At 45.1% G+C, this 23294-nt stretch carries 18 protein-coding genes; 5 read left to right on the forward strand and 13 right to left on the reverse strand.

The genetic code is table 11. The annotated features are described in order from the left end of the window. Both M917_RS13855 and rimI read left to right on the forward strand, forming a co-directional pair. Positions 1 to 91, forward strand: a 91-nt coding sequence (locus M917_RS13855; protein ID WP_454557312.1) for an EF-Tu C-terminal domain-related protein, incomplete at its 5' end; no start/stop codon positions are given. A 195-nt stretch (positions 92 to 286) separates the two neighbouring features. Further along, a complete protein-coding gene (gene rimI / locus M917_RS03040) occupies positions 287 to 790 on the forward strand; it encodes a ribosomal protein S18-alanine N-acetyltransferase (RefSeq protein WP_021813296.1) in 504 nt (167 codons plus the stop codon). A 228-nt stretch (positions 791 to 1018) separates the two neighbouring features. On the opposite strand, the gene M917_RS03045 is transcribed toward rimI, so the two are convergent. From M917_RS03045 to trxB, 3 genes are all read right to left on the reverse strand, one after another. After that, a complete protein-coding gene (locus M917_RS03045; protein ID WP_021813297.1) occupies positions 1019 to 1471 on the reverse strand; it encodes a MerR family transcriptional regulator in 453 nt (150 codons plus the stop codon). Positions 1472 to 1573: 102 nt separating this feature from the next. Continuing rightward, on the reverse strand, positions 1574 to 2365 hold the full coding sequence (aat, locus tag M917_RS03050; RefSeq protein ID WP_021813298.1) for a leucyl/phenylalanyl-tRNA--protein transferase: 792 nt from the start codon (positions 2363 to 2365) through the stop codon (positions 1574 to 1576). Next, a complete protein-coding gene (gene trxB, locus M917_RS03055; protein ID WP_021813299.1) occupies positions 2366 to 3388 on the reverse strand; it encodes a thioredoxin-disulfide reductase in 1023 nt (340 codons plus the stop codon). Positions 3389 to 3933: 545 nt separating this feature from the next. Here trxB and M917_RS03060 point away from each other — a divergent pair. Both M917_RS03060 and M917_RS03065 read left to right on the forward strand, forming a co-directional pair. Continuing rightward, positions 3934 to 7344, forward strand: a complete 3411-nt coding sequence (locus M917_RS03060) for a DNA translocase FtsK (RefSeq protein ID WP_021813300.1) — start codon at positions 3934 to 3936, stop codon at positions 7342 to 7344. 176 nt (positions 7345 to 7520) lie between these two features. After that, a complete protein-coding gene (locus M917_RS03065; RefSeq protein ID WP_021813301.1) occupies positions 7521 to 9014 on the forward strand; it encodes an amidase in 1494 nt (497 codons plus the stop codon). A 35-nt stretch (positions 9015 to 9049) separates the two neighbouring features. Here the strand turns inward: M917_RS03065 and M917_RS03070 are convergent, their stop codons facing one another. The 8 genes from M917_RS03070 to dapC form a co-directional block, all read right to left on the reverse strand. Beyond that, positions 9050 to 9952 carry a DODA-type extradiol aromatic ring-opening family dioxygenase gene (locus tag M917_RS03070; RefSeq protein ID WP_021813302.1) on the reverse strand — a complete coding sequence of 301 codons (903 nt, stop codon included), beginning with the start codon at positions 9950 to 9952 and terminating at the stop codon, positions 9050 to 9052. A gap of 171 nt (positions 9953 to 10123) precedes the next feature. Then, positions 10124 to 10612 (reverse strand): 23S rRNA (pseudouridine(1915)-N(3))-methyltransferase RlmH, encoded by a 489-nt coding sequence (gene rlmH, locus M917_RS03075; protein ID WP_021813303.1) that lies wholly within the window; start codon positions 10610 to 10612, stop codon positions 10124 to 10126. Positions 10613 to 10708: 96 nt separating this feature from the next. After that, positions 10709 to 11248 carry a DUF421 domain-containing protein gene (locus tag M917_RS03080; RefSeq protein ID WP_021813304.1) on the reverse strand — a complete coding sequence of 180 codons (540 nt, stop codon included), beginning with the start codon at positions 11246 to 11248 and terminating at the stop codon, positions 10709 to 10711. Positions 11249 to 11413: 165 nt separating this feature from the next. Next, positions 11414 to 11929 carry an ABZJ_00895 family protein gene (locus M917_RS03085; RefSeq protein WP_021813305.1) on the reverse strand — a complete coding sequence of 172 codons (516 nt, stop codon included), beginning with the start codon at positions 11927 to 11929 and terminating at the stop codon, positions 11414 to 11416. Positions 11930 to 12013: 84 nt separating this feature from the next. Beyond that, entirely contained in the window at positions 12014 to 14071 is a 2058-nt protein-coding gene (locus M917_RS03090) for a D-alanyl-D-alanine carboxypeptidase/D-alanyl-D-alanine-endopeptidase (RefSeq protein ID WP_021813306.1), read from the reverse strand. 122 nt (positions 14072 to 14193) lie between these two features. Next, entirely contained in the window at positions 14194 to 14808 is a 615-nt protein-coding gene (locus M917_RS03095; RefSeq protein WP_021813307.1) for a 3'-5' exonuclease, read from the reverse strand. A 37-nt stretch (positions 14809 to 14845) separates the two neighbouring features. Continuing rightward, on the reverse strand, positions 14846 to 16807 hold the full coding sequence (locus M917_RS03100) for a DUF294 nucleotidyltransferase-like domain-containing protein (RefSeq protein ID WP_021813308.1): 1962 nt from the start codon (positions 16805 to 16807) through the stop codon (positions 14846 to 14848). A gap of 298 nt (positions 16808 to 17105) precedes the next feature. After that, on the reverse strand, positions 17106 to 18344 hold the full coding sequence (dapC, locus tag M917_RS03105) for a succinyldiaminopimelate transaminase (protein ID WP_021813309.1): 1239 nt from the start codon (positions 18342 to 18344) through the stop codon (positions 17106 to 17108). Between the two features lie 259 nt (positions 18345 to 18603). Between dapC and M917_RS03110 the strand changes: the two genes are divergently transcribed. Continuing rightward, positions 18604 to 19356, forward strand: a complete 753-nt coding sequence (locus M917_RS03110; protein WP_021813310.1) for a hypothetical protein — start codon at positions 18604 to 18606, stop codon at positions 19354 to 19356. Between the two features lie 171 nt (positions 19357 to 19527). On the opposite strand, the gene glnD is transcribed toward M917_RS03110, so the two are convergent. After that, the gene (glnD, locus tag M917_RS03115; RefSeq protein ID WP_021813311.1) at positions 19528 to 22278 is read right to left on the reverse strand and encodes a [protein-PII] uridylyltransferase; all 2751 of its coding nucleotides are present in this window, start codon (positions 22276 to 22278) and stop codon (positions 19528 to 19530) included. 210 nt (positions 22279 to 22488) lie between these two features. Beyond that, positions 22489 to 23280, reverse strand: a complete 792-nt coding sequence (gene map / locus M917_RS03120) for a type I methionyl aminopeptidase (RefSeq protein ID WP_021813312.1) — start codon at positions 23278 to 23280, stop codon at positions 22489 to 22491. Positions 23281 to 23294 lie beyond the last annotated feature (14 nt).

Raw genomic sequence — 23294 nt, forward strand, 5'->3', positions numbered from 1 at the left:
CCCAATCGCTATGGACAAAGGTCTTCGCTTCGCAATTCGTGAAGGCGGCCGTACCGTAGGCGCTGGTGTTGTTGCTAACGTATTGAACTAATCTATAAGTCTCAGTAATGAGATTATGAGTTAGTCATGAAAAAGCCACCCTCTAAGAGGGTGGCTTTTTTTTGGATATGAAAATAGTGATTTGTTCATACAAATATATGGCCGCACAGCTTTGTGAACATACTTGCGATAAGCTTTGCCTATATAATCTAAGCATAACCAAATGATAAAAATAAAAGGAGGCGGCGTGTTTACGATAGCGCATTTACCCATTAGTACAGCAAAGCGTCAGCAGGTCATTCAAGCGGTCGCAAATATTGAAGCATTGGTTCAACAGCACGATATGTGGATTTATCAGACGTTGGCTGAATTGCTTGAACAAGACAGTATCAATATGCTGATCGTTTATGAGCAAGCACCGTCTGCTATCATCATCGATAATAAAGTAATTGGCTATTGCTTATATCAGCTGGTTTTTGAGCAAGCAGAGATTTTGCGTATTGGCACCCATCCTGACTATCAACGACAAGGTATTGCGTCAAGACTGTTTACCAAGTTGAATAGTGAACTAATTCAAGGCCAAGTAGAGAGTCTTTTGCTCGAAGTACGTGCAGATAACGTTCCGGCAATCGCTTTATATGAGCAGCAAGCGTTTGCCGTGATCCATAAGCGCAAAGGTTATTATCACTTACTAGATCAGCCTGCTGTGGATGCCCTAATTATGCAGCGCGTTTATACTCAAGGGGATTGAGTAGGGCTCAGTAGACTCTTTTTTATATTGACCTCATTATATAGTTGATACTAAATAAAATAGATACACGATATTATGACGCATGACTGGTACAAATTTTACTTGCTTGCTGTGCCTTCGCAGTCTCGATGCTACGAAACTTCTTGTTTAAAGATAAGCATTCCAGTTCCGCTGACTCATTTTTATACTGAACTCGCTATATATCGACCTGACTATATCGACTGGATATTAGCTAGAGTGATTTTGGACATGATCGGAAATTTTCTTTTTGCATATTTCCATATCAAGCTGGTAGTCACTGTCTATTTTCATACGTTCTAGCACGTCGATTCGTTCGCTTAGCAACTCTATCATCACGCTGATATTGGCTTGTTGCTTGCGGACTTGTTCTAACTTTTGCTGAGTAAGTGTCAGTTGTAAATCAATATCAAGTTGACCATCATAATAATCATTGAGGTTTTCTCTGATTTCAGTGAGCGTAAAGCCGATAGCTTGCGCGCTTTTTATCAGCTCGATACGTTCGATGCATTGTGGATGAAACTCTGTATATAGACGAGAGCCTGCCTGCCGTTTACGGGATTTCAGCAAGCCCAGCTGGTCATAATGGCGAACCGTATCTTTGGTGGTATTGGCTTTTGTCGCTAATGTGCCAATTAATAAGAAGGATGTATCAGGTGCCATAATAATCTCGTCGGTAGGTAACTATTATTGTTAGATAATATGAGTAATAGTAGGCGATATGAGTAGTAGAGTGCTATAAGCTGTATAGCAGTCACGCTCATCTCATTTGAGCCGCCACGGTTCTGTCGTATCAAGTAGCGATACCGCCAATGGCTTGTGAGAATGGTTGTGCCATTTTACTGGTTGATGACTTAGTAGTACATCCAATTGAGTGAGGAAATCTGCTCGCGGTAGAGTGGTAGCACCTAAGCTCATAAGATGGTCGTTTGGTAATTGACAGTCAATGAGTGCTACTTTGCTTTGTCCACACAAGCGCATTAAGCCCCAAAATGCGAGTTTTGACGCATTAGAGGCCTTATGGAACATGGACTCACCAAAATAGATACCGCCTATTTTTAATCCATAAAGTCCGCCAATCAGCTGCCCTTTATCATCCCAAACTTCGATGCTATGGGCATAACCTTGGGCATGTAATTCAATATAGGCTGCAATCATTTCCTCATGAATCCAAGTATGTTCACCTTCGGGCAGGCCATTGCTGCGCGGTAAACTACAGGCATGTATAACTTCATCAAACGCTTGATTGAGGGTTAATTGCCAACGGGCGCTGTTTGCTTGTTTACGTAGAGATTTACTTGGCTGATAGCCAGTCGGTGCTATCACGCAGCGAGGTTCAGGACACCACCATGCGATAGGCTCATCTTCATTAAACCAAGGAAATAGCCCCTGCGCGTAAGCAGAAATCAGTGTTTCAGGTGCCAAATCTCCGCCCATAGCGACGACCCCAATGCCATCAGGATCGATAGTCATAGGGTCAGGAAAGTCATAACGCCCAAGACTTTTTAGAGCCTCAGGCGTGATGCTTTTATCATTTTGGTGTGAGAAATTGCCCATTTAGTCTTCTTTATCGGCAGTCAATGTTGATGCGTAGGTATGGTCGGTCGCAGTCGCTTCACCAATAGCGTCCAAATATTTTTCAGCATCAAGCGCTGCCATACAGCCAGTACCCGCAGATGTAATGGCCTGACGATAAACATGATCTGCGACATCACCTGCAGCAAACACCCCTTCGATACTGGTCTGTGTGGCATTACCATTTAGGCCGCTGTTGACAATAAGATAGCCGTCCTTCATGTCTAGCTGACCTTTGAACAACTCTGTGTTGGGCTTATGACCGATCGCAACAAACATACCCATCGTGTCTAGTGTCTTGGTGCTACCATCGATCATAGATTCGATGACCACGCCATTGACACCCATATCATCACCAACAACTTCTTTAACTTTGTGGTTCCACTCGATTTTGACGTTACCATTTTTGACTTTTTCAAACAGCTTATCTTGTAAAATCTTTTCAGAACGTAAACCATTACGGCGATGGACTAGAGTAACTTCAGAAGCAATGTTGGATAAATATAACGCTTCTTCGACCGCGGTATTACCCCCGCCAATGACAGCGACTTTTTGATCTTTATAAAAGAAGCCGTCGCAAGTGGCACAAGCTGACACACCCAAACCTCTAAACTTGGTCTCTGATTCTAGTCCTAAGTACTGAGCAGAGGCACCTGTTGAGATGATCAAAGCATCACAAGTGTAATTGCCATTATTACCCGTCAACTTAAAAGGACGTTCATTCAAATTGACTTCATTGACATGATCATAGACCAACTCCGTGCCAAAGCGTTCGGCATGGGCTTTCATGCGCTCCATCAAAGCAGGGCCCGTTAAGTCATGAGCATCACCCGGCCAGTTGTCAACTTCGGTGGTGGTGGTTAATTGACCACCCACTTCCATACCAGTAACCATGACAGGCTTTAAGTTAGCACGTGCGGCATAGACAGCGGCAGAGTAACCTGCAGGGCCTGAGCCTAAGATGATGAGCTTTTCGTGACGTGGAGCTGTAGTGGCAGTAACCATGAGTTGTTCCTTGCTAAAGATGATAATGAAAAGTGTGCATTATAAATATAATAAAAGATACGTGACAAAAGAATCGGCTAATATAGTTTTTCTAATTGCTGTGTGATAATAACATAAGGGCATACGGCAAAAAGTGCAAGTTTGCTAAAACAAACACAAGTATCATTAGAATCAAAGCATGTTTGCCTTGAAATACAATGACGAAAAAGCGCGAGTCTTTTACAGTATTTAGGCAAAATGGTTAGTAGGATGCGATTAGCTGTTTTATTTAACAGTACGATTTTTTGCCCAAATCGTATCTTGACTTACTTTCTTACACGCTTTCTTTAGAAGACGGTCGCCACTATAGCTATGTATTTGTTATTATAAGAAGTTATGCCAAGTGTGCGCGGGGCTAAAAGATAACAGGTCTGTACAACTGTTTGAATAAATAAAGCCTCTTAAACATTTCGCTAGGTACATTTATGTCAGCACTTTATGTCAGCATGATTAGACTTAGTCATGCGTTGACGACCATTTAGTATTAATAACAAGGCAGATCTTACGTGATATCAGCACCGCTTATTGAGTATTTGAAGAAAGGAATATTTACCCTCCTTGGGTTAATACTGGCCGTTTATCTGTTTGTCATTTTGATGACTTACACAGGTAATGATCCAAGCTGGTCGCACATCAGCAGTGATATGACCACGATTAATAATGTGGGCGGTGAGACAGGTGCGTGGTTGTCTGACTTGCTTTATAGCTTCTTTGGATTTGGTGCATGGTGGCTGCTGGCATTTTTGGTGTATGAGTCTATCCTTATTTGGTGGGACAATAAGCCTACGTTTTGGCTGATGCGCTTGGTGGCATATGTATTTTTGCTATTGAGTGCCAGTGCATTATTTGCACAAATTTTAGCGCTAGTGCAGCAAATTACCAATCCAGCGTCGACAGAACTGGAAGGTTTGGCTGGTGGTATTATTGGTCTTGAGTTACAGGCACGTTTGGCACAGCTTTTATCGCAGTGGGGGAGTGTGGTTTTTTTGACAGTATTTGTCGTGATTACCGCCACTTTTGCCTTTAATATTCATTGGCTGGCGATTTATCAGAAGATTACGGCGTTATCATGGCTCGGCTCAGGTATAAAAAACACAGACATGTCACCTGACACTGTGTCAACGACTCAAGAAAATGCCGTCACCAAGCAGAATGATAAAAATACAGCAAAGGCGACTACAGAAGCGGCCGCATCAGAGTATGAGCAGTTGCCCCTTGAATTGCAATCTGCTGACCACGCTCAAGCGGCAGACAACAACGGTCGATTTGGTAATGTATTGTCAGAATTTTTAGTCAATTCGGGACTTGCCGATAGTGTGAAAGCTTCTATGGCGGCGACGCAAGCCGCTATGTCTAGCAGTGACAAGAGTGAAGATTTAAATACGGCAGCAACCGCTAACGGGGCTATCACTAAAGGGGCTGTGGCTAACGGAAATATGGCTAACGGAAATATAGCTAATACAGTTAGCCAGACCAATGCATCGGTGACTGCTAACCTTGCCATGCTGCCTGCTCGTAAAGTTGAGCCAAGCTTTGCATGGAATGATGCCAATACTGTGGATGATTTATTAGCAAGTGAGCAAACGGCTTATAGCGCGAATGGCATAAGTCATTCTAATGCTGCTTCGGTTGCTAATAATGATGCCAGCACCGAGGCACTAAGCAATGAATCAATAAGCACCGAGTCATTAGATGAGTCACCATCATCAGTTACTACGTCCGCTGCCGAGCAGTTGGTGGCTCAATCGACTGGGAGGCTAAAAACAAAAATCATCGAGCCGCCTATTAAGGAATGGGAAGACATCGAGACCACCAATCGAGCGGTTACCGAACCTACCTCATCTGAATCAAAAGAGATAGGTGTGGATACCTTGGCAGATGCATGGTTAACAGAGCATGCTGACGTATTGAAACCTGCTGATATAGATGCTGATAAAATCGCTCAGACAGACAGCATAGCTGAGTGGCCAGCAACAGAAACCGAACCTGAGTTAGAAGGGGTTAGTGATTTTTCAAATGAGCCGTCACATCACGTGTCTGACAACAGAGCTGAACCGTCTCATCATGCTGAGTCACCGACAGTATTTAAAACCCCAGCTGTTTTGGCCTCGACAGCAGTTGCTTCACCCGCATCAGAAGCGGTTGTATCGCTATCCGCTGTCTCAGATATGACGCCGACCAATACCCCACCTGCCAATCCAAAAGCTGCGGGGGCGGTCAATCCTACCACAATCACACAGCCCGCCACGACTGCCAAACCAACCGTCAGCTTTGCCGTGCCAGAGGGTGATAGCAGCAACCATATCACCAATATGATGCCAGACGATGATTTGAGCGATTATGATTATAATGATGCACCAGTAATGCCGCATATTAGTGACGATGCAGCGTTTAGTCAAAAATCGCGCTCGATGCAAACTGCTGCCTATCGAAGCAGCTTAACGCCTATTCCAGAAATATCTATACTCGATAAACCAGATCCTGACCGTCAGCCTAGCTATACCATTGCAGAGCTTGAGCAATTATCTGAGCTATTAGAGATTAAATTGCAAGAGTTCAATGTAAAGGCGGCTGTGGTCAATGCTATTCCAGGGCCTGTAGTAACCCGTTTCGAAGTAGAGCTTGCTGCTGGGGTAAAGGCTAGCAAGGTCACGGGCATTTCGCGTGACTTGGCACGTTCACTATCAATGGCGTCCTTGCGTGTGGTCGAGGTGATTCCTGGTAAACCTTATATTGGCATCGAAGTTCCCAATAAACAGCGGGAAATGGTGCGTTTGATTGAACTGCTCAATACCGAAAAATTCAATGACCCCAAAGCCCAAATCAGTATGGCGATGGGTAAAGACATTGGTGGCAATCCAATCATCACCGACCTTGCTCGCGCGCCGCATATGTTGGTTGCTGGTACGACTGGTTCCGGTAAGTCTGTATTGGTCAACTCGATGCTGTTATCGATGCTGCTCAAATACACACCAAATGAGCTGCGGCTTATTTTGATTGATCCAAAGCAGCTCGAGCTTGCCAACTACAATGACATTCCGCATCTGCTGACGCCGGTGGTGACCGACATGACCGAAGCGGCCAGTGCCTTGTCATGGTGTGTGGCAGAGATGGAACGTCGATATCAGCTAATGAGCTTGCTTAAGGTTCGCAAGCTGAACGAGTTTAATAAAAAAGTCATCGCAGCTGAAAAATCAGGCAATCCAATGCTCGACCCTCTATGGCGACCGAACGACAGCGTGAGTATCAGCCAAGCGCCAAAGCTCAAAACCTTACCGATGATTGTTATTGTCGCGGATGAGTTTGCCGATATGATTATGCAAGTTGGTAAACAAGCCGAAGAGTTGATCACCCGCTTGGCACAAAAATCACGAGCAGCTGGTATTCACTTGATGCTTGCCACCCAGCGTCCGTCAGTAGATGTCATCACGGGTTTGATTAAAGCCAATATTCCGGTACGTGCGGCACTACGAGTGAACTCAAAAGTCGATTCACGGACGATTCTGGATAGTGGCGGTGCTGAAGATATGCTAGGTAACGGTGATATGTTGTTCTTAGGACCAGGACAGATTGAGCCTGACCGTGTGCATGGCGCTTATGTCAGTGATGAAGAAGTCAACCGTGTCTGCGATGCTTGGCGTGAGCGCGGTGCACCTGATTATATTGACAACATGGCAGGTAATTTTGAGTTGTCTAGCCCAAGTAGCGGTAGTACTGCCAATGCGTCTGGTGAAGACGATGACTTATATAATGACGCGGTTGCCTTTATTATGGAAACGCGTAAGGTCTCTGCGTCTAGTATTCAGCGTAAATTCAGCATCGGCTACAACCGTGCTGCGCGCATTGTGGATTCGATGGAAGAGGCTGGATTGGTCAGCTCAATGGGCAAAAGTGGTAAGCGCGAACTATTGATGTAGCAACTCATAAGTTTGATTGAGTGATAAACATGATAAAAAAACGAGTTGCGACAGTGGCTCGCTTTTTTAGTACCAATTTTAAATGTTATTAAAGAAACAAATATGAGCAGGATATCTGTCCGCATCTTCAGTAAGCCGATATACTAAGTAAAATCATTTACTAGGGAAGGTTTATTATGTTTAAAGAGTATACCCAGTACGATGCCATAGGTTTGGCGACCTTGGTCAATTCAGGTGGAGTCAGCGCCAAAGAATTGCTCGACGCTGCCGTTTCTCAAGCCAATAAACTGAATCCAAAATTAAATGCCATCATTCATCGTTTTGATGAGCGTGCTTATAATGCTGCGCAAGCAGGATTGCCGACAGGGGCGTTCCATGGCGTACCTTATTTGCTCAAAGACTTATCCTTTAGTTTCGCTGGTGAACCTATAACCATGGGCAGCCGTAGCGTCAATATCATCTCAGAGAATGACAGCGAAATCGTCAAACGTATGAAAGCCACTGGTGTCAATATCTTTGGTAAGACCAACACCCCTGAGTTTGGCTTGATTATCACTACTGAACCAAAAGCCCATGGCGCAACTCACAACCCTTTCAAAAAAGGCTATAGCTCCGGCGGCTCGTCAGGCGGTAGCGCGGCGGCCGTGGCGAGTGGCATAGTACCAATGGCAGGTGCGGGTGACGGCGGTGGCTCGATACGTTTCCCTGCCGCTTGGTGCGGTGCGTTTGGATTAAAACCGAGCCGTGGTCGTAATCCAATGGGCCCCAAATTTGGTGAAAGCTGGGAGGGTGCGGTTGCGGATCACGTGATTACCCGTTCGGTACGTGATAGTGCCGCGATGCTCGATGCGACGAGTGGCGCAGAAATCGGTGCGCCATTTATTATCGCCCCACCAGATGGGACGTTTTTGCAAGCAGCGATGCGCGCACCGCGGCAGTTGACCATCGCGCTACATCAACAGCCATTGATCGCCAATACGGTGGTGGACAAAGAAGTGCTCGCCGTACTTGAGCAGACGGCAAAGCAGTTGGAAGCCATGGGTCACCGTGTGATACCCGCTGAGCCTAACATCAATATCGAACAGTTTTGGCATGATTTTATCGTCGTGGTCTGTGCGCACACGGCCTTTACCATTGACAATATCGAGCGTGAGTTTGGTGCAAAGCACATCAAAAACCTAGAGCCGCAAACCTACAATATGGCACTACTCGGTCGTTCATTGTCAGCGGTAGATTTAGCCCACGCTAAGCACGGTTGGCACCATAGTCAGTATCAGACAGGTTTGCTGCTCGAAACCTACGATATGATCTTGTGTCCAACCGTTCCGACTGTTGCTGTAAAACACGGCGTATTACCCCCAAGTCGTATAGATGAGATGCTGATGCGTAGCGCAGGAGTGCTCAATAAAGGCTTGGATATCGGTAAGCATGCCGTTAAATCAGGTATGATCGAAAAGCTAAGCCAACCTGTGCTGGGTAAAATGGCCTTTACGTTATTGGGTAATGTCACAGGGTTGCCAGCGATGTCATTGCCTGTAGGCATGAGCAAAAAAGGCCTACCCATTGGTATGCAATTGATCGGGCGTATGAATGATGAAGCGACTTTATTTAGTGTGGCAGGTGAGATGGAACGGGCAGGTCTGTTTACCAAACCTGCTTTTGAAAAGTAGGTTTGCTTTTTTAGTATTGCTCTGACGAGGGTGGCTCAATCGAAACGATAGATATCCATGCCCAAACTATGATGAGCCATGCTTTGATGAACGACTGAGACGCGCTGACCTGCTCCCAGTGCAAAAAATAATGGCAGTAAATGCTCATCGCTTGGATGGATGTTTTTATAATCAGGGTACTGTTGCCAGTCTAGTGCAGTAGGAATGTCTGTCTTGAGCTGCCGCAATAACCACAGTCTAAAGTCTTTTGCTGTCTGATCAATACTGTCCGCTTGCCAGCGTAATGCCTGCAAGTTATGGGTGATACTACCGGAGCCGATGATAAGTATTTGTTCTTCGCGCAGGCGGGCAAGCTGCGCGCCCAACTGATAGCAAGCCATACTGTCATAATGCTGCGGTAATGATATTTGCACGATAGGCACATCTGCTTGTGGATACAGATGTTTGAGCGGCGCCCAAACCCCATGGTCACAAGCACGCATCGGATTGACTCTGCAAGTGATACCGCGTGTCGTGAGCTGATGCGCAAGCGTTTCCGCAAGCGCTGGCTGCCCAGCAACAGGATACTGTAACTCGTACAGCTCTGCTGCAAAACCTGAAAAGTCGTGCCAAATCTTTGGTTGCGGGTTGCTGCTGATTTCGAGTTTTGCGGACTGCCAATGCGCTGACATAATGACGATGGCACGAGGCTTGGGTAAATTTTGCCCGATACGAGCCAGTGCGCTGGTCGTAGAAGACTGCTCAATTGCAAGCGTGGGTGCGCCATGCGAAATAAATAATGCTGGTAGTTTGGCTAAATTGGTGGCATTGGATACAACAGCAGGTGTCTCTGCCCAAGCGGCAGCAGCTGTGATAGGCTGCGACGTATTACCGCGATAATTGTCACGTTGAAGATGGGCATAAGAGGCGTTGGATGTCGCGTGTTTTGGATATTTCATGTTTCCTGTATTAGGGCACGCGCTTGTTTTTCAATCTGTTTTATGATGGATATTTTTAGACTAGAGTGTGTGCTCACTCTTAGCCCATTTAGATGACTGTCAATTGAATTTAGGACATGCCCTACGATTGAATTGAGGACACGCCCTAGCAATCCTAGCTTTTTGCTCGATTTAATTGCCGCGATGATAAGGGTGGTTGTTATTGATACTCATCGCTCGATATAATTGTTCCATCAACACGACGCGTACCAAAGGATGTGGCAATGTCAGCGCGGACAATGACCACTTTACATCGGCTTTTGCCAAAACTTCTGGCGAGACACCATCTGCGCCGCCAATGACTAGCGCAATGTCGTCACCTTGTTGCATGCCCTCTGCCAATTTATCTGCCAACCCTTCTGTCGATATCATCTTGCCTTTAACATCCAATACCCACAACTGCTCACGCCCTACAGCGTTATGGGCGGCCAAAATTGCCTGACCCTCTTGCTCACGGTACTGCGCCAAATTGGCCTCTGAAGGGTTTTTTGCCCTTTTTGCGGCGGCAATTTCTATAATTTCTGTGCTGAGCATGGGTTGAATACGCTTGTGATATTCATCAAACCCTGTTTGTACCCAACTAGGCATTTTATTGCCCACGCTCAAAATTCTGACCTTCATAGTACCTGTCACTCCTACCACTTCAATAATTGAAAAACATCACAAAAAATACGACGTCTCAGCCAATTTAACCAACAGCCTTTTACGGTCTGTAATCTACATCAACGGCGCAATGGTTTGTGAGACTTCATTGTTTGCATTTTGGCTGCTATCGGTCGGGCTGGGTTTTGGAATAATAGTAAGCTTGGCATCAGATTCAAAGACAATGGCTTCCACATCATCGAAGCTGTTTATCCCATCAGCACGCATCGCACATTCCATCTCTTGTCGAGTCAGGCGCTCAGCACGCATAGCGTCTGGCAAAAACTGTCCTTGATAAAAAACAATACGTGGCTCAGACAAAATAAAGTTGCTGAATTGCGGTGAGATAGACGCATATTTGGTAACCAAAAACTGCAATAAATAGAGTGTCAGAATAGCAGAAACCCCTTCAATAAAAGGAATTGCTTTGAGAAAAATGGTACTGGCACCCAAAGAGCCAATCATGACGGTGACAATCCAATCAAAATTGTTGAGCTGTGAGGTAGAGCGCTTACCTGAGACTTTAGTAACCAGCACGATTAAGACATAAACCATGACCGTCGTCAGAACAATACGTCCAAGCTTTTCTATGCTATCAAAAAAAATCATATCCATGGCAATTGCTCCTATTATAAATAAAACAGCACTTTATTAAAATTTATGCCTAAAAATTTAGCCTAACGGATTTTGTGCCGTAATAGGAAAGTATTTGTGCCAGTCTCGCGTCACAATATTGTTTATCTATTTTATTTGGTATCGACTATAGCAATCTCGCTATATTTAAAGCGTCTTACGTTTAGGGTCAAGCAAGCGATTGAATACCCAAATGCTTATTCGAGCACTTACCAATGTCAGTATCATTATCATAATAAGTGACGAGAGCAGCGGTAGCGGTCGTTGTGTTGCCATTTCAAACAAGACTTCGCGGCTCACTGCATCAAACAACCAAAACCATATGCCTAAGAAATAAATAATGGTTAGCAACCAAACGATCGCAACGCCGCCAAACATCAACCGATTGAGCTCATTGACATCCAATGCGCGCTGCTGATGTTTGACAAACTTGTGTACTGCGATATAAGCGCCAATAATGATGGATAGTACCGTGACCAGTTGTGAGTTTAGCGCCATTTGGGTTTGTATCATCATAAATATTGCGCTGGCTAGTGTATAACCGATCGCGAAAAACCCAATATACGACGCCATTTTAGAGTGAGTGGTACGGTGATTTTGCGGCAAGCCATTAGGACCTAAATGCGTGTTAGGTTTGCTGAGATTGGTTGTCTTACGTGACATAATCTGACCTTTATAAAGGGTAAAAATAAGGGATTAAAATAGGGTGTGTTTCACATTCACCAACAGGTATTTCCGATAGAAAAATCAATGCTTTGCTGTCCAGTCAAGCATGGTATCTAACACAGTTCTGGCTGCATAGGTATTTAACGCGTGCTCACTATTGATAAGGCCAACGACAACATAGTCCTGTCCTGAAAGCCCTTTGACATAGCCTGCCACAGAAGTGACATTGTTCAAAGTACCTGTTTTTATCCACGCGCGGCCAATGGCTGCCGACTCAGGTAGACGCTCACTATGAGTAGTAATAGTGCCACTGACACCAGCCACGCCTAAAGAGTGGACGTATGCGTTAAAACTTGGCTGATTATAAGCATAGGTTAGCAATTCGCTTAAATTAGCGGCAGTAATGGTGCAATCTCGGCAAAGCCCTGAGCCATTGGTTAAGTGCGGCGGCGGGGTGTCTAGATGATTTTTCCACCATTGATTGATCGTCTGTAATGCCGCAGGATAGTCCGTTACTGGTGGTTTGCCAAATCGATATAAGCTGCTGGCATTATGGCTAAAGTTCTTAGGATTAGCCGTTTGGTCATGAGATTCTTTATCATCCATGCTTTTATCAGCGTCAGTTTTAGGAGTATTTTCTTGATGATAAGCGCCGATCGATAGTGCCACTTGCTCAGCCATGACATTGTTTGAGAAATGATTGATGTCATGAACCTGCTGCTTTAAATTTAGCGAAACATAGCTAACAATGGGCAAGGGTGACATAGGCAGAGCGGATAGACCTTGTGCTGGCTTTGTCTTTTTTGCTGGATCGTAAGGGGTTTCTTGGGTAATGACCTTGCCACTCAGAGTGTTGCCCAGTTCTTGCCATTTAGCGGCGATGACCCGTGCAGCAAACTCCTTGGCATCGGGATACGCGATATAAAAAGCGTGCTCTTGACAGCTGTTTGGCAGATCGGTATTGAGTACCAAACGATTGGGTTGCCACTTTGGTGCGAGACTATAGCGTGCTTGACCACAGGCCGCTGGGCGCACATCTATCTTACTGGGCATTTGATAGTTTGCCAATTGCGGTGTATAGGTGAGGTTTGCTGTACCGTTGTCCGCCGGATAACTTTTGATACCAATGGTGCTAAAATTGACCAAAAAACCATCAGGGCTGGCGTTATAAGGACGGAGGGGCGCATTATCAAAGGCCGCAGGGTCTTTAGTCACGTTGTGAAAAATGGCACTATCGACAATCATATCACCGCTGATATGGCGAATTCCTGAGGTTTGTACTTGATAGAGCAGCTGTTGCAGGCGCTCATGAGTCATTTTTGGGTCGCCACTTCCTTGAATAACCAAATCGCCATACAGCGTATCTTCTATAACCAAGCCCGTATGGTAGACACGCGTATGCCACACAAAGTCAGCGCCGAGTGTCTCTAACGCAATGAGAGTAGGAACGAGTTTCATGGTGCTGGCAGGGGTACGCGCGATATCAGGTTGATGATTCAATAACGGAGAAAACGAGATTTTGATAGATGAGGGACTCGTATTAGTTTTGGTATTATTATTTCCCGTGCCATTATTGCTATCATCCAGTGTTGCTTGTTTATTGGTTGATTGATTATGAGCCGATTGATGAGCTGATTGATGACTGTCAGGTATTAGCGTTGGGATACTCTCCAAGCTTTGATAAATATAAGGGTCGTCCGTATAAGCGTGTAGCCTTTGCTCGTGCTTTTCGATCGTTCGTTTTTCGATGATCGTCAGAGCGCTATGATGGTTATTCGTGTGTGTGTTGCTGGTTTTCTTAGCAGCTGTCGTCTCTGTGGCGCTACCGCTATCGATCACTTTGATGGGCGATGGAAGGTGGCTGGCGTTTTTGTCACCGACTGGTGTGATGACAATACTGATGTCAGACGCTGATAAATCTGCACGTAATAAAGCCGCTTGTATGGCCTCTGGTAGCGCTGCTTGCGCAGAGAGCGGTGTTGCCATAAGGGTGGTTAATATGACAGGCAACGACAAGCGTTTGCCCGATTGAAAAAATGCTCGCAAATAGTGCTCAGCAGGCTGTGATTGCCTGCCAGTTTTGGCATGAAGGGCGTCGGTTTTTTGGTTGGTGGGACATCGTGTAGAGGTGGGCGGCATAAGCATCTGTCTATCAGGTAAAAAAATAGCTTATGGTAACACGAGTTGCTGTTTGCGCGTAGATGCGGCGCTTCGTTTGCCGTCTGTGCTGTCGGTCTATATAGTATCGACTATAGCTTCCATCATGGGCGTGAGCGCAGATGCAAAAACGCCATCGCTGTCATAATGGCATCATTATAAGCATCATGCGCACCCAGCTCAGGAATATTATAATGCGCTAAAATATTGGTTAAATGCTGCGATTGATTGGGGATACCTTGAGTACGATCGCCCATTCGCTGACTATACAACTGCCGCACATCAATGACTTTATTTGGCAATGTCGTGCCCATATAGCGTTTGACCACAGGGTTTAAAAACCCAATATCTATTTGGGGACAAAACCCAACGATTGGTCGATTGTCTATAAAGGGCAGCAAGAGCGCCAGCATTTCATCGTAGCTCATCCCATGCTCAACATCAGCCGTGCGCAGACCGTGTATCACAATAGTGTCGCGGTCTGGCATCACAGGGGGTCTGCACACCAAATGCATACCATTACCCGTATCGATTGTATCGCCATTGATATGAATCGCTGCTACCGACAACAAATGATGCTTTTTTGGGTTAAGACCAGTCATTTCACAATCAATCGCCACCCACTGCTTAACCAAGGGATCACCAAACATTGATGCCAACTCTGGACGTTGTAGCTGCGTCTTTTGCCAATGACACGATAACTGCTGTAGCCAATTCATATCCGTTACTCATCCCTCTACGATACTTTTATACTTATTAAATCTCTAGTTGATAGTGCTGGCGTAGCTGCGTTTTGAAGCTTTTGACCACGGCTAGACACTCTTTTAACAAGTCACGTTCAAGTGCGGTTAAGGTGGTTGGATCGACTTGCCGTGCCTGCTTATCATCGGTCGAAAGTGCCACTGATAAACGCTGTGCCATAAAAAATTCCAACGCTTCCAACAAGGTATCAGCACGTTCTTGATTGATGACATGCGCTTGTACCAATGCCTTTAGACGGTCTTTCGTACTGGGTACTTCTAAAATGTCATTTTCTAATGCTAAAGTACGAACACCATGAACCAACGGAAAAATACCGGCTTTTTTTAGATCGAGATCTGACGAGGTTGATTTGCCTGCTAATAAAGGTACAAATTTTTGCCACCACTGATTGATATCACCAAACTGTAGCGCTGCCCGTGCGAACTGACGGACAAACATGGGATCTGACTGACGGTGGGCAACCTTTAAATGTTGACGTACTTGAGTCAGGAGAGACTCATCACCGCAGACGTATTCGCCGTCGAGTATGGCTGACAAATAAATACCATGCATCGGATCAGTGTTTTTAAACCATAAGCCAATTTGGGCATTAAACTGCTTTAGTGGTTGCCGCCACATGGGGTTGGTCATCATGATATTGCCGTCACACAGTGGATAACCCAGTTTTTCTAAATGGTGATTAAAAGTGTCAGCAAACTGTGCCAAATTAGGATGGCTGTAGCCATCACGCAGGATGAGCGCGTTATCTTGGTCAGTACGCATGATTTGCTCGCCGCGACCCTCTGATCCCATCACGATGAGGCACGTATTTGTCATGACTTCATCAGGCACGATCAGTTGCCAAAGCTTGGTAAATACCTGTGCATTGAGTGTCTGTACCATGCGGCTGATGTTACCAATTTTGACACCGTTTTGATGTTGAGCACGAATATAGCGGCCGATAAGCTCGACCGCAGTATCTAAGCTCGATAGGTCTTTTGCCTGCTCAATCTGCATACTAATGAGTTGTGAATGGTGGCTAATATGAGCGAGCATGTCGCTTTGTCCAAGCACGCCTACAACGTTGCCGTCATGGTCAATGACTGGCAATCTATGGATGCGATAACGGGTCATGATGAGTAGAGCATCACCAATTTCATCATTCGCTCTGATCGTACGCAGGTTAAAGCTGGCATAGCGCTGGCAAGGTGTCGTTGCGGGATTTTGCTGGTCACTCACCGCGCGGCAAATATCGGTGTCGGTCAAAATACCTAACAGATGACCTGTACGCTGTGGCAATGACGCGGGACTTTCTAGATCATCTAGATGACCTGATGGTCGCACCAGTACGTGCTTTAATCCCGCTTTTGTCATGATAGCAGCGGCTTCATAAAGACTGGCGTGGGCATCGACAATATGTACTGGCAATAAGGTCACATCAATCACTGGTTGCAGCATGATTTGCTGCACTTCTTGCTGCTCATTATAATGAGAGGGATCGATGGCCTTGCCACGACGCCGTTGTTGTAAAGCTTTTAGGCGTTCGGGCAGTTTGTCTGATAATAGCTGGCGTACCAGATGGTTTTGTGCACTGATTTTATCAATGGCATCGCCTGCTACTTGCAACAGCAAGGTATCTTCGGCCGCTCGAAACTGGTAGATCTGTACGGCCTCAGTGTTAGAATCACCTGCTGGTAAGCTGTTTTTGCTGACGGATTCAGGCAAGCGGCGGCTATCAAACCAGTCATTATTATTGGGGTTGTCAGAGTGGTTGCTACCCAAGTAAGCGGCCACAAACTCTCCGTTGAGTAATTGCTCAATTTGTCCTTTTATGACCACATAAAGGTAAGTGGACTCTTTTGCAGATAAGCTTTCGTCCTTGGCAAGATAGCGGATTTGAGTATGTTTTCTGATGCTTTGGCGCTCAGCTAAGCTCAGTACATCAAAGGGCGGTTGGGTAAAGTCAAGATGGGGCATGGCATCATCCTTGATGGCGCATTTAAAAGACAGTTTACTATATAGTCAATCTAGAATAAAAATGATACATACGTTAACTACGTTCTACTGGTATAAATTTTCCTCGCTGGCTGTTCGCAAGCGTGAAAGATGCTTCATAAAATCCATACCAGCAGAACGATAACGATTTTAGAATGGATCGACTATAGCACTATTCACTATAGCATTATCCAGACAAAAAGCCTCTAATAACCATATTTAAATTGTGGTTATTAGAGGCTGGTATTTTTTTGAAATTTTACGCGTGTAAAGCGACTGCTTATGCACCCAGCAATGTACGAATACGATCAATCGCTTCACGGCTTTCATCGACACTAGCGACTAACGCAATACGGACATAACCTTGCCCAGGATTATAGCCATTAATGTCACGGGACAAATAGCGTCCGGCTAAGGCGTGAATGTTGGCCTGCTCATAGAGCGCTTTGACAAATAGCTCATCATCACCATCGAACTGCTCAGGAGCTTTTACCCAAAAGTAAAACCCAGCTTCAGGCATCCGCAGTTCTAATAACTCACCAAGCTCAGACATCCATAGCGCAAATTTTTCTTGATAAAGCTGACGATTGTGCTCCACGTGCTTTTCATCTTGCCAAGCCGCGATAGAAGCGAGCTGATGCGGTATCGGCATAGCACAACCTTGATAGGTGCGATATTGCAAATACGCCTGCAAAATCTGCGCATCACCCGCTACAAACCCTGAGCGCAGACCGGGCAAGTTTGAGCGTTTGGATAAAGAGTGAAACACGATACAGTTATGAAAATCATGCCGACCAAGAGCCGTACAAGCTTGTAACAAGCCAATGGGCGCGGTATCAAAATACAGCTCGCTATAACACTCATCACTCGCAATGACAAAACCATATTGGTCTGACAGACGGATCAGATGCTCCCAATCCTCCATAGTCATGACTGAACCTGTCGGATTGTTGGGGCTACAGACAAACAATAACTGTGTACGAGTCCAAACGTCACTTGGGACAGCGCGGTAGTTACCTTTAAATTCATTATCGAATGTACAAGGCACAAAATAAGGGGTCGCTTGTGCGAGTATCGCTGCGCCCTCGTATATTTGATAAAACGGATTGGGCATCACAATCGTTGGCGGTTGTATTTGCTTGCTTGAGGATACCTGATGATTCTCAGAGTCAGCGTCTTTATGGTCAATAACCGCCTGCACCAGACTAAAAATGGCTTCGCGCGTGCCCATGACTGGTAGGACTTGCGTATTGGCATCAACGTGATTGAGATAAAATCGCTTTTCAAGCCAGTGCGCAATGGTTTGACGCAGCTCGAACATCCCATTGGTGGTTGGATAATGACTTATTTTGTCCAAGTTTTCGTGTAGTACGTCCAGTACAAAGGCTGGCGGCTCATGTTTTGGCTCTCCAATACCCAGCTTGATTTCGCTGTAGCCATTGATTGGCGTGCTGTTGGCAAGCAGTGCTGCCATCTTGGCAAAGGGGTAAGGGTGCAAATGCGTTAAGTTGTGATTCATAAGTATGGTAACTATAATAGACAATTAATAATAAAGTTATAAAGAAAAATTACATTTGAGCAGTGTAGCACTTCTCTTGTTTTTTGTCCTTTTCTTCTTATGTTGCCACGGCAGAACTGTGAACCACCCTCATTGATTGAGATAAGATGGATTTGGAAGTGCGCAAAAACGTTAAATAAAGCCTATAAATTGGTAACTTATAACGATACAAAATATCGCTGTCAGCCCTAATAATAGAGTATTGTAAGGATGATTTGATATGCCGAGTATGTTAAGAACTGAAGATATCAATATTGAAAATAGTAATGTCGAAGAAATTAATATTGTCGAAGATAGCAATACTTACGAAGATATCCATAATGAAAATAGTCGTGCGAACACTATCAGAAATGCCTACGTTGATAATAGCCAACAACGTACAAAGTTGTACGAACTATTGGAACAGCGGGAACAATGTTGGTGGCAGGCTCGCCAGCAACTAATTACCCAGAAAGAACGAAAAATAGTTTGGTATGGCGAAAACAGTTTAATGATGTGGTTGCTGTGGCAATTGGTCGGTTATGTAGTCGTGGCTATGGTGCTGATGTTGCTCAATAATGTGTTAGATATCTCACTGACTTTGTGGCATTACTTTGCCTTATTTGTCTTACAGACCGTGATTTTCATCTTTATGTTAGCGGCCAAAGGACGAACGGCAAGTACCTTACAACGCAAAATTGACAAAGATGAAATGGTGCGCGAAGAGACATTTAATGAGATGGCTATTTTAGCAGAAGACAGCTTGTATCCAGATGTCCATGTTAACTCACCCATTTCTTTAAGACAGTTGCATGAGTATTTTGACGGTCGCTTTCATCTTGCCACGTTACATTGTTTATTACAGAAAGAAGTCGATGCGGGACGCCTTGTGTTAGGGGAACAGCAGATCGATGCCAAAATTTTGCCACCAGATCTTGCTGACGATGAGCTTGATGAACATGCCAGCGAGATGATATATAAAAGTACGTTATAAACGGCTTGCTTCTACTATAGAGACAGGACGAAAGAGACAGAACGAACACGAAAATATCGCCTGCTAACCCATATTTAAGCAATCAGTTTGGTTCGTTAACGGTAGGGCATGCTCAACATGCCCGAATAATGCTATCTATAGTGACTTGTTATATTTGAACCGTAATATCAATTAAGCCACACGAGTGTCTTTTTGCACACTCAAACTCGCAATCAATGCGGACTTCAATGTTTCAAGCCGGTCGGCAGATAGTGGCTCATCATTTTGGTCGCTGATATAAAACATATCCTCTGCACGCTCGCCCAAAGTAGTAATACGGGCAGCATGTACCTCGATTTGTTCTTGCAAAAATACCTGTCCCACTCGTGCCAATAGCCCTGGTTGATCTAGCGTTTCTAAGCTCATAATATGCTGATCTGAAGCATCATTAAACTCAAAATTAATCACCGTAGTCACTTCAAAATGCTTGAGCTGGCGCGGCATACGTTTGTTCGTGAGTTTTAGTACGGTCGGGTCTTTAAAGGCATCAATCAATCGCTGTTTAAGCTCTTGCTGACTGTCTTCGTCAACCAATAGCGTGCCACTAGGATCTAGCAATACATAAGAGTCCAACGCAAAATCACGAGTGGCCGTAATGATGCGGGCATCTAAAACATCGAGATTCATCTGGTCAAATACCGCCATGGTAACGGCAAACAGATTTGTCTGATCTTGGGTATACACAAAAACCTGTACTGCATCAAGCGCCAGCTCGCGATGCTCACGCAGTACGACCAATGGCGGGCTGTCTGCATTGGAGGCAAGCCCAATCGGCGGATGATTCAAGATCGCTTCGGTGTGCCATAAGATATCCTCAGCAATCTCGCGCAAAAAGTACTCATCACCCAGATCGTCCCATAGTCGCAATACTTCATCGCGATTCATATGCTGGTTATCAACCTTGTCTAACATCACCAGAGCTTGTTGCCGTGTGGCGCTGATCATGTCTTGGCGATTGGTGGGCGCATCGATATCAGCGCGCAAAATACGCCGAGTTTGCGAGTATAGTTGTTTCATGAGTGTGGCGCGCCAACTGTTCCATAACTGTGGGTTGGTGGCGTTCATGTCTGCGACCGTCAATACGTACAGATGATTGAGGTGGGTAACATTGCCTATCAAGTTGGCAAAAACGGTGACGACTTCTGGGTCTGAGATGTCTTTTTTCTGGGCAGTTAGTGACATCAATAAATGATAGCGAGTTAGCCAGCCGACTAAGTTGGCATCTGCCAAACTCATGCCATGAGCCAAACAGAAATCAACCGATTCCGTTTGCCCAAGCTCACTATGATTGCCGCCGCGACCCTTGGCAATGTCATGAAACATGGCAGCCAGTACTAAGATTTCTTTGCGCTCAATACGTTGAAAGATAGAGCTAACCAGTGGGAAGTCTTCATAAAAACGTGGGTCAGTAAAACGGTGCAAAATGCGAATCAAAAACAACGTATGCGCATCCACCGTATAACGGTGAAACAAATCGTACTGCATGAGACCCGTGACTTGAGCAAACGCAGGAATATAGTTGCCCAATACGCCACAGCGATTCATGGTACGTAAGCGATGAAAGAGATAATTTTGTTCTTTTAAGTTGGCCAAAAACAGTGCTTGGTGAGTGGGGTTATCACGATAAACCTGATCAATACCGCGAGCGGCGATTTTTAGGGCGCGCAAGGTATGCGTACGGACGTTTTTGATACCGTATTGACCCATTAGTAAAAACATTTCCAAAATCGATTCAGGATGTTGGGCAAAGACCCTGTGATGCGATATGGCAATTTGGTCACCGACTTGGTTAAATCGGGCATTGATCGGCTGCTTTTTGGGGCGTTCCTCGTCTGGCAGTTGCGGCTCTATAATCGTCTCATAATAGTGATTGATAAGCATCTCAGACAACGTTGATATCCGCATGGCACAGCGATAATAATCGCGCATAAAACGCTCAACTGCCGCATTCGGTTCGTCATCTGGCTGAGTCTCATAGCCCATCAATTGAGCAATCTCACGTTGATAATCAAACAGTAGCTTGTTCTCGTTACGACCCGTTAATACATGCAAATAATGACGTATTTGCCATAAGTAACCTTCAGCAAAGCTCAAATCATCAAACTCTTTTTCGGTCAAAAAGTTTTGTTGGACGAGATCATAAAGCTTGCTAACGCGAAAATAGCGTTTGGTCACCCAACCCACGATATGAATGTCACGCAGGCCGCCAGGAGCCGTTTTGATATTTGGCTCAAGATTGTACTCTGTGGCATTGTGCTGCAAGTAACGTACTCTGGCTTCTTCGATTTTTACCTCAAAAAAGGCACGGGGTGACCACTGCTTATTGACAATTTGAATGGGCACTTCTTGTAAATCTGCATTACCAATCAGTAGCCGAGCTTCTAACTGAGCACTGGCAATGGTGTGGTCAAGTGCTGCTTCTAACGCATCATTGACGCTACGCACTGAGAGGGCAGGTTCTAGCCCTATATCCCAGAGTAGCGCCACCAAACGATCAATTTTGCCACTAGCGTCGTTGTCAATCTCATCTGGAGAGAGCAATAAAATATCAATATCTGAATACAGCGACAGCTCACCACGACCATAGCCACCAGTAGCAAATAATGCCAAGTCTGTCTTGTCTAATTCAAACCAATTAAACAAAGCAATGAGTAAGCTATCGATAGCGCAGGCACGTGCCGCGACCAATTGGCGGATATTGACCCCACGTTCAAGTGCGCGACTGATATCGTCATTGATTTGTGCCAGCCACTCAGGAATACCCAGTAACGATTTTTCTGGTGCATTGGTGTCTGCTAGCAGAGTTGCATCTGTCGCCACATTATTTGATAGCAAAAGAGGTAAGGGCGTCAGATCAATAGAGGCGACATCACAAGTAAACATGAGTGTTATCCAATTAAGAATTTAAATAGAGCGAGACAACTAACTAGAGCGTGACAACTAAGAGCATATTAAAACGATAAAACTATGAAAGCATCATGCGATTCAAACTATACCATCAAAAGTATAAAGGTAAATAATCAATAAGCACAGTACTCAATATGCCCTAATTGTAGGTCAAAAAAAAGACCGCCTAGGCGATCTTTTGTGACATTACTGAGTCAAAAAACTCAAATCTTCTTCAGGGCGAGTGGTAAACACCTCACAGCCATTGTCGGTCACCACCATGGTGTGCTCCCACTGAGCAGACAGCTTACGGTCTTTGGTAATCGCCGTCCATTCATCTGGCAAAATCTTGGTCTGCCACGTACCTTGGTTAATCATCGGCTCTATGGTAAAAGTCATGCCGGTTTTTAGCTCAAATCCTGTGCCTTTTTTGCCGTAGTGCATGACTTGTGGCTCATGGTGAAATTCATTGCTGATGCCATGACCACAAAATTCGCGCACGATACTAAAGCGTTCAGGTTCGACCACTTCTTGAATGGCAGCGCCTATATCACCTAGACGTGCGCCATTTTTTACCACACTCATGCCAGCATACAGGGCGTCTTGAGCCACTTTGCAGATACGCTGTGCCATGATAGAACCATTGCCAACGATCCACATTTTTGAGGTGTCGCCATAGTAGCCGTCTTTAATGACGGTCACATCGATGTTGATAATATCGCCATCTTTTAACAGCTTGCTCTCAGTTGGGATGCCATGACAAACCACGTGATTGACTGAGGTACAAATGGATTTCGGAAAACCATTGTAGTTGAGCGGCGCAGGAATGGCTTGCTGCACATTCACAATATAGTCATGAGCAATTTGATTCAGGGCTTCGGTACTGATTCCTACTCTAACGTGTTCGTCGAGCATCACAAGGACGTCACTGGCAAGTTTACCGGCCACGCGCATTTTTTCTATGGCATCGGCGGACTGGATAAGGGATTTTTTAGTCATCGTCATCTGTCTTA

This window comes from Psychrobacter aquaticus CMS 56, from assembly GCF_000471625.1.
Classification (GTDB): Bacteria; Pseudomonadota; Gammaproteobacteria; order Pseudomonadales; family Moraxellaceae; genus Psychrobacter; species Psychrobacter aquaticus.

What these genes read in the sequence shown, in the direction of transcription:
- M917_RS03045 (WP_021813297.1), bottom strand. Translation starts at nt 1,471, where the DNA reads ATGGCACCTGATACATCCTTCTTATTAATTGGCACATTAGCGACAAAA.
- aat (WP_021813298.1), bottom strand. Translation starts at nt 2,365, where the DNA reads ATGGGCAATTTCTCACACCAAAATGATAAAAGCATCACGCCTGAGGCT.
- trxB (WP_021813299.1), bottom strand. Translation starts at nt 3,388, where the DNA reads ATGGTTACTGCCACTACAGCTCCACGTCACGAAAAGCTCATCATCTTA.
- M917_RS03065 (WP_021813301.1), top strand. Translation starts at nt 7,521, where the DNA reads ATGTTTAAAGAGTATACCCAGTACGATGCCATAGGTTTGGCGACCTTG.
- M917_RS03070 (WP_021813302.1), bottom strand. Translation starts at nt 9,952, where the DNA reads ATGAAATATCCAAAACACGCGACATCCAACGCCTCTTATGCCCATCTT.
- rlmH (WP_021813303.1), bottom strand. Translation starts at nt 10,612, where the DNA reads ATGAAGGTCAGAATTTTGAGCGTGGGCAATAAAATGCCTAGTTGGGTA.
- M917_RS03080 (WP_021813304.1), bottom strand. Translation starts at nt 11,248, where the DNA reads ATGGATATGATTTTTTTTGATAGCATAGAAAAGCTTGGACGTATTGTT.
- M917_RS03085 (WP_021813305.1), bottom strand. Translation starts at nt 11,929, where the DNA reads ATGTCACGTAAGACAACCAATCTCAGCAAACCTAACACGCATTTAGGT.
- M917_RS03090 (WP_021813306.1), bottom strand. Translation starts at nt 14,071, where the DNA reads ATGCCGCCCACCTCTACACGATGTCCCACCAACCAAAAAACCGACGCC.
- M917_RS03095 (WP_021813307.1), bottom strand. Translation starts at nt 14,808, where the DNA reads ATGAATTGGCTACAGCAGTTATCGTGTCATTGGCAAAAGACGCAGCTA.
- M917_RS03100 (WP_021813308.1), bottom strand. Translation starts at nt 16,807, where the DNA reads ATGCCCCATCTTGACTTTACCCAACCGCCCTTTGATGTACTGAGCTTA.
- dapC (WP_021813309.1), bottom strand. Translation starts at nt 18,344, where the DNA reads ATGAATCACAACTTAACGCATTTGCACCCTTACCCCTTTGCCAAGATG.
- M917_RS03110 (WP_021813310.1), top strand. Translation starts at nt 18,604, where the DNA reads ATGCCGAGTATGTTAAGAACTGAAGATATCAATATTGAAAATAGTAAT.
- glnD (WP_021813311.1), bottom strand. Translation starts at nt 22,278, where the DNA reads ATGTTTACTTGTGATGTCGCCTCTATTGATCTGACGCCCTTACCTCTT.
- map (WP_021813312.1), bottom strand. Translation starts at nt 23,280, where the DNA reads ATGACTAAAAAATCCCTTATCCAGTCCGCCGATGCCATAGAAAAAATG.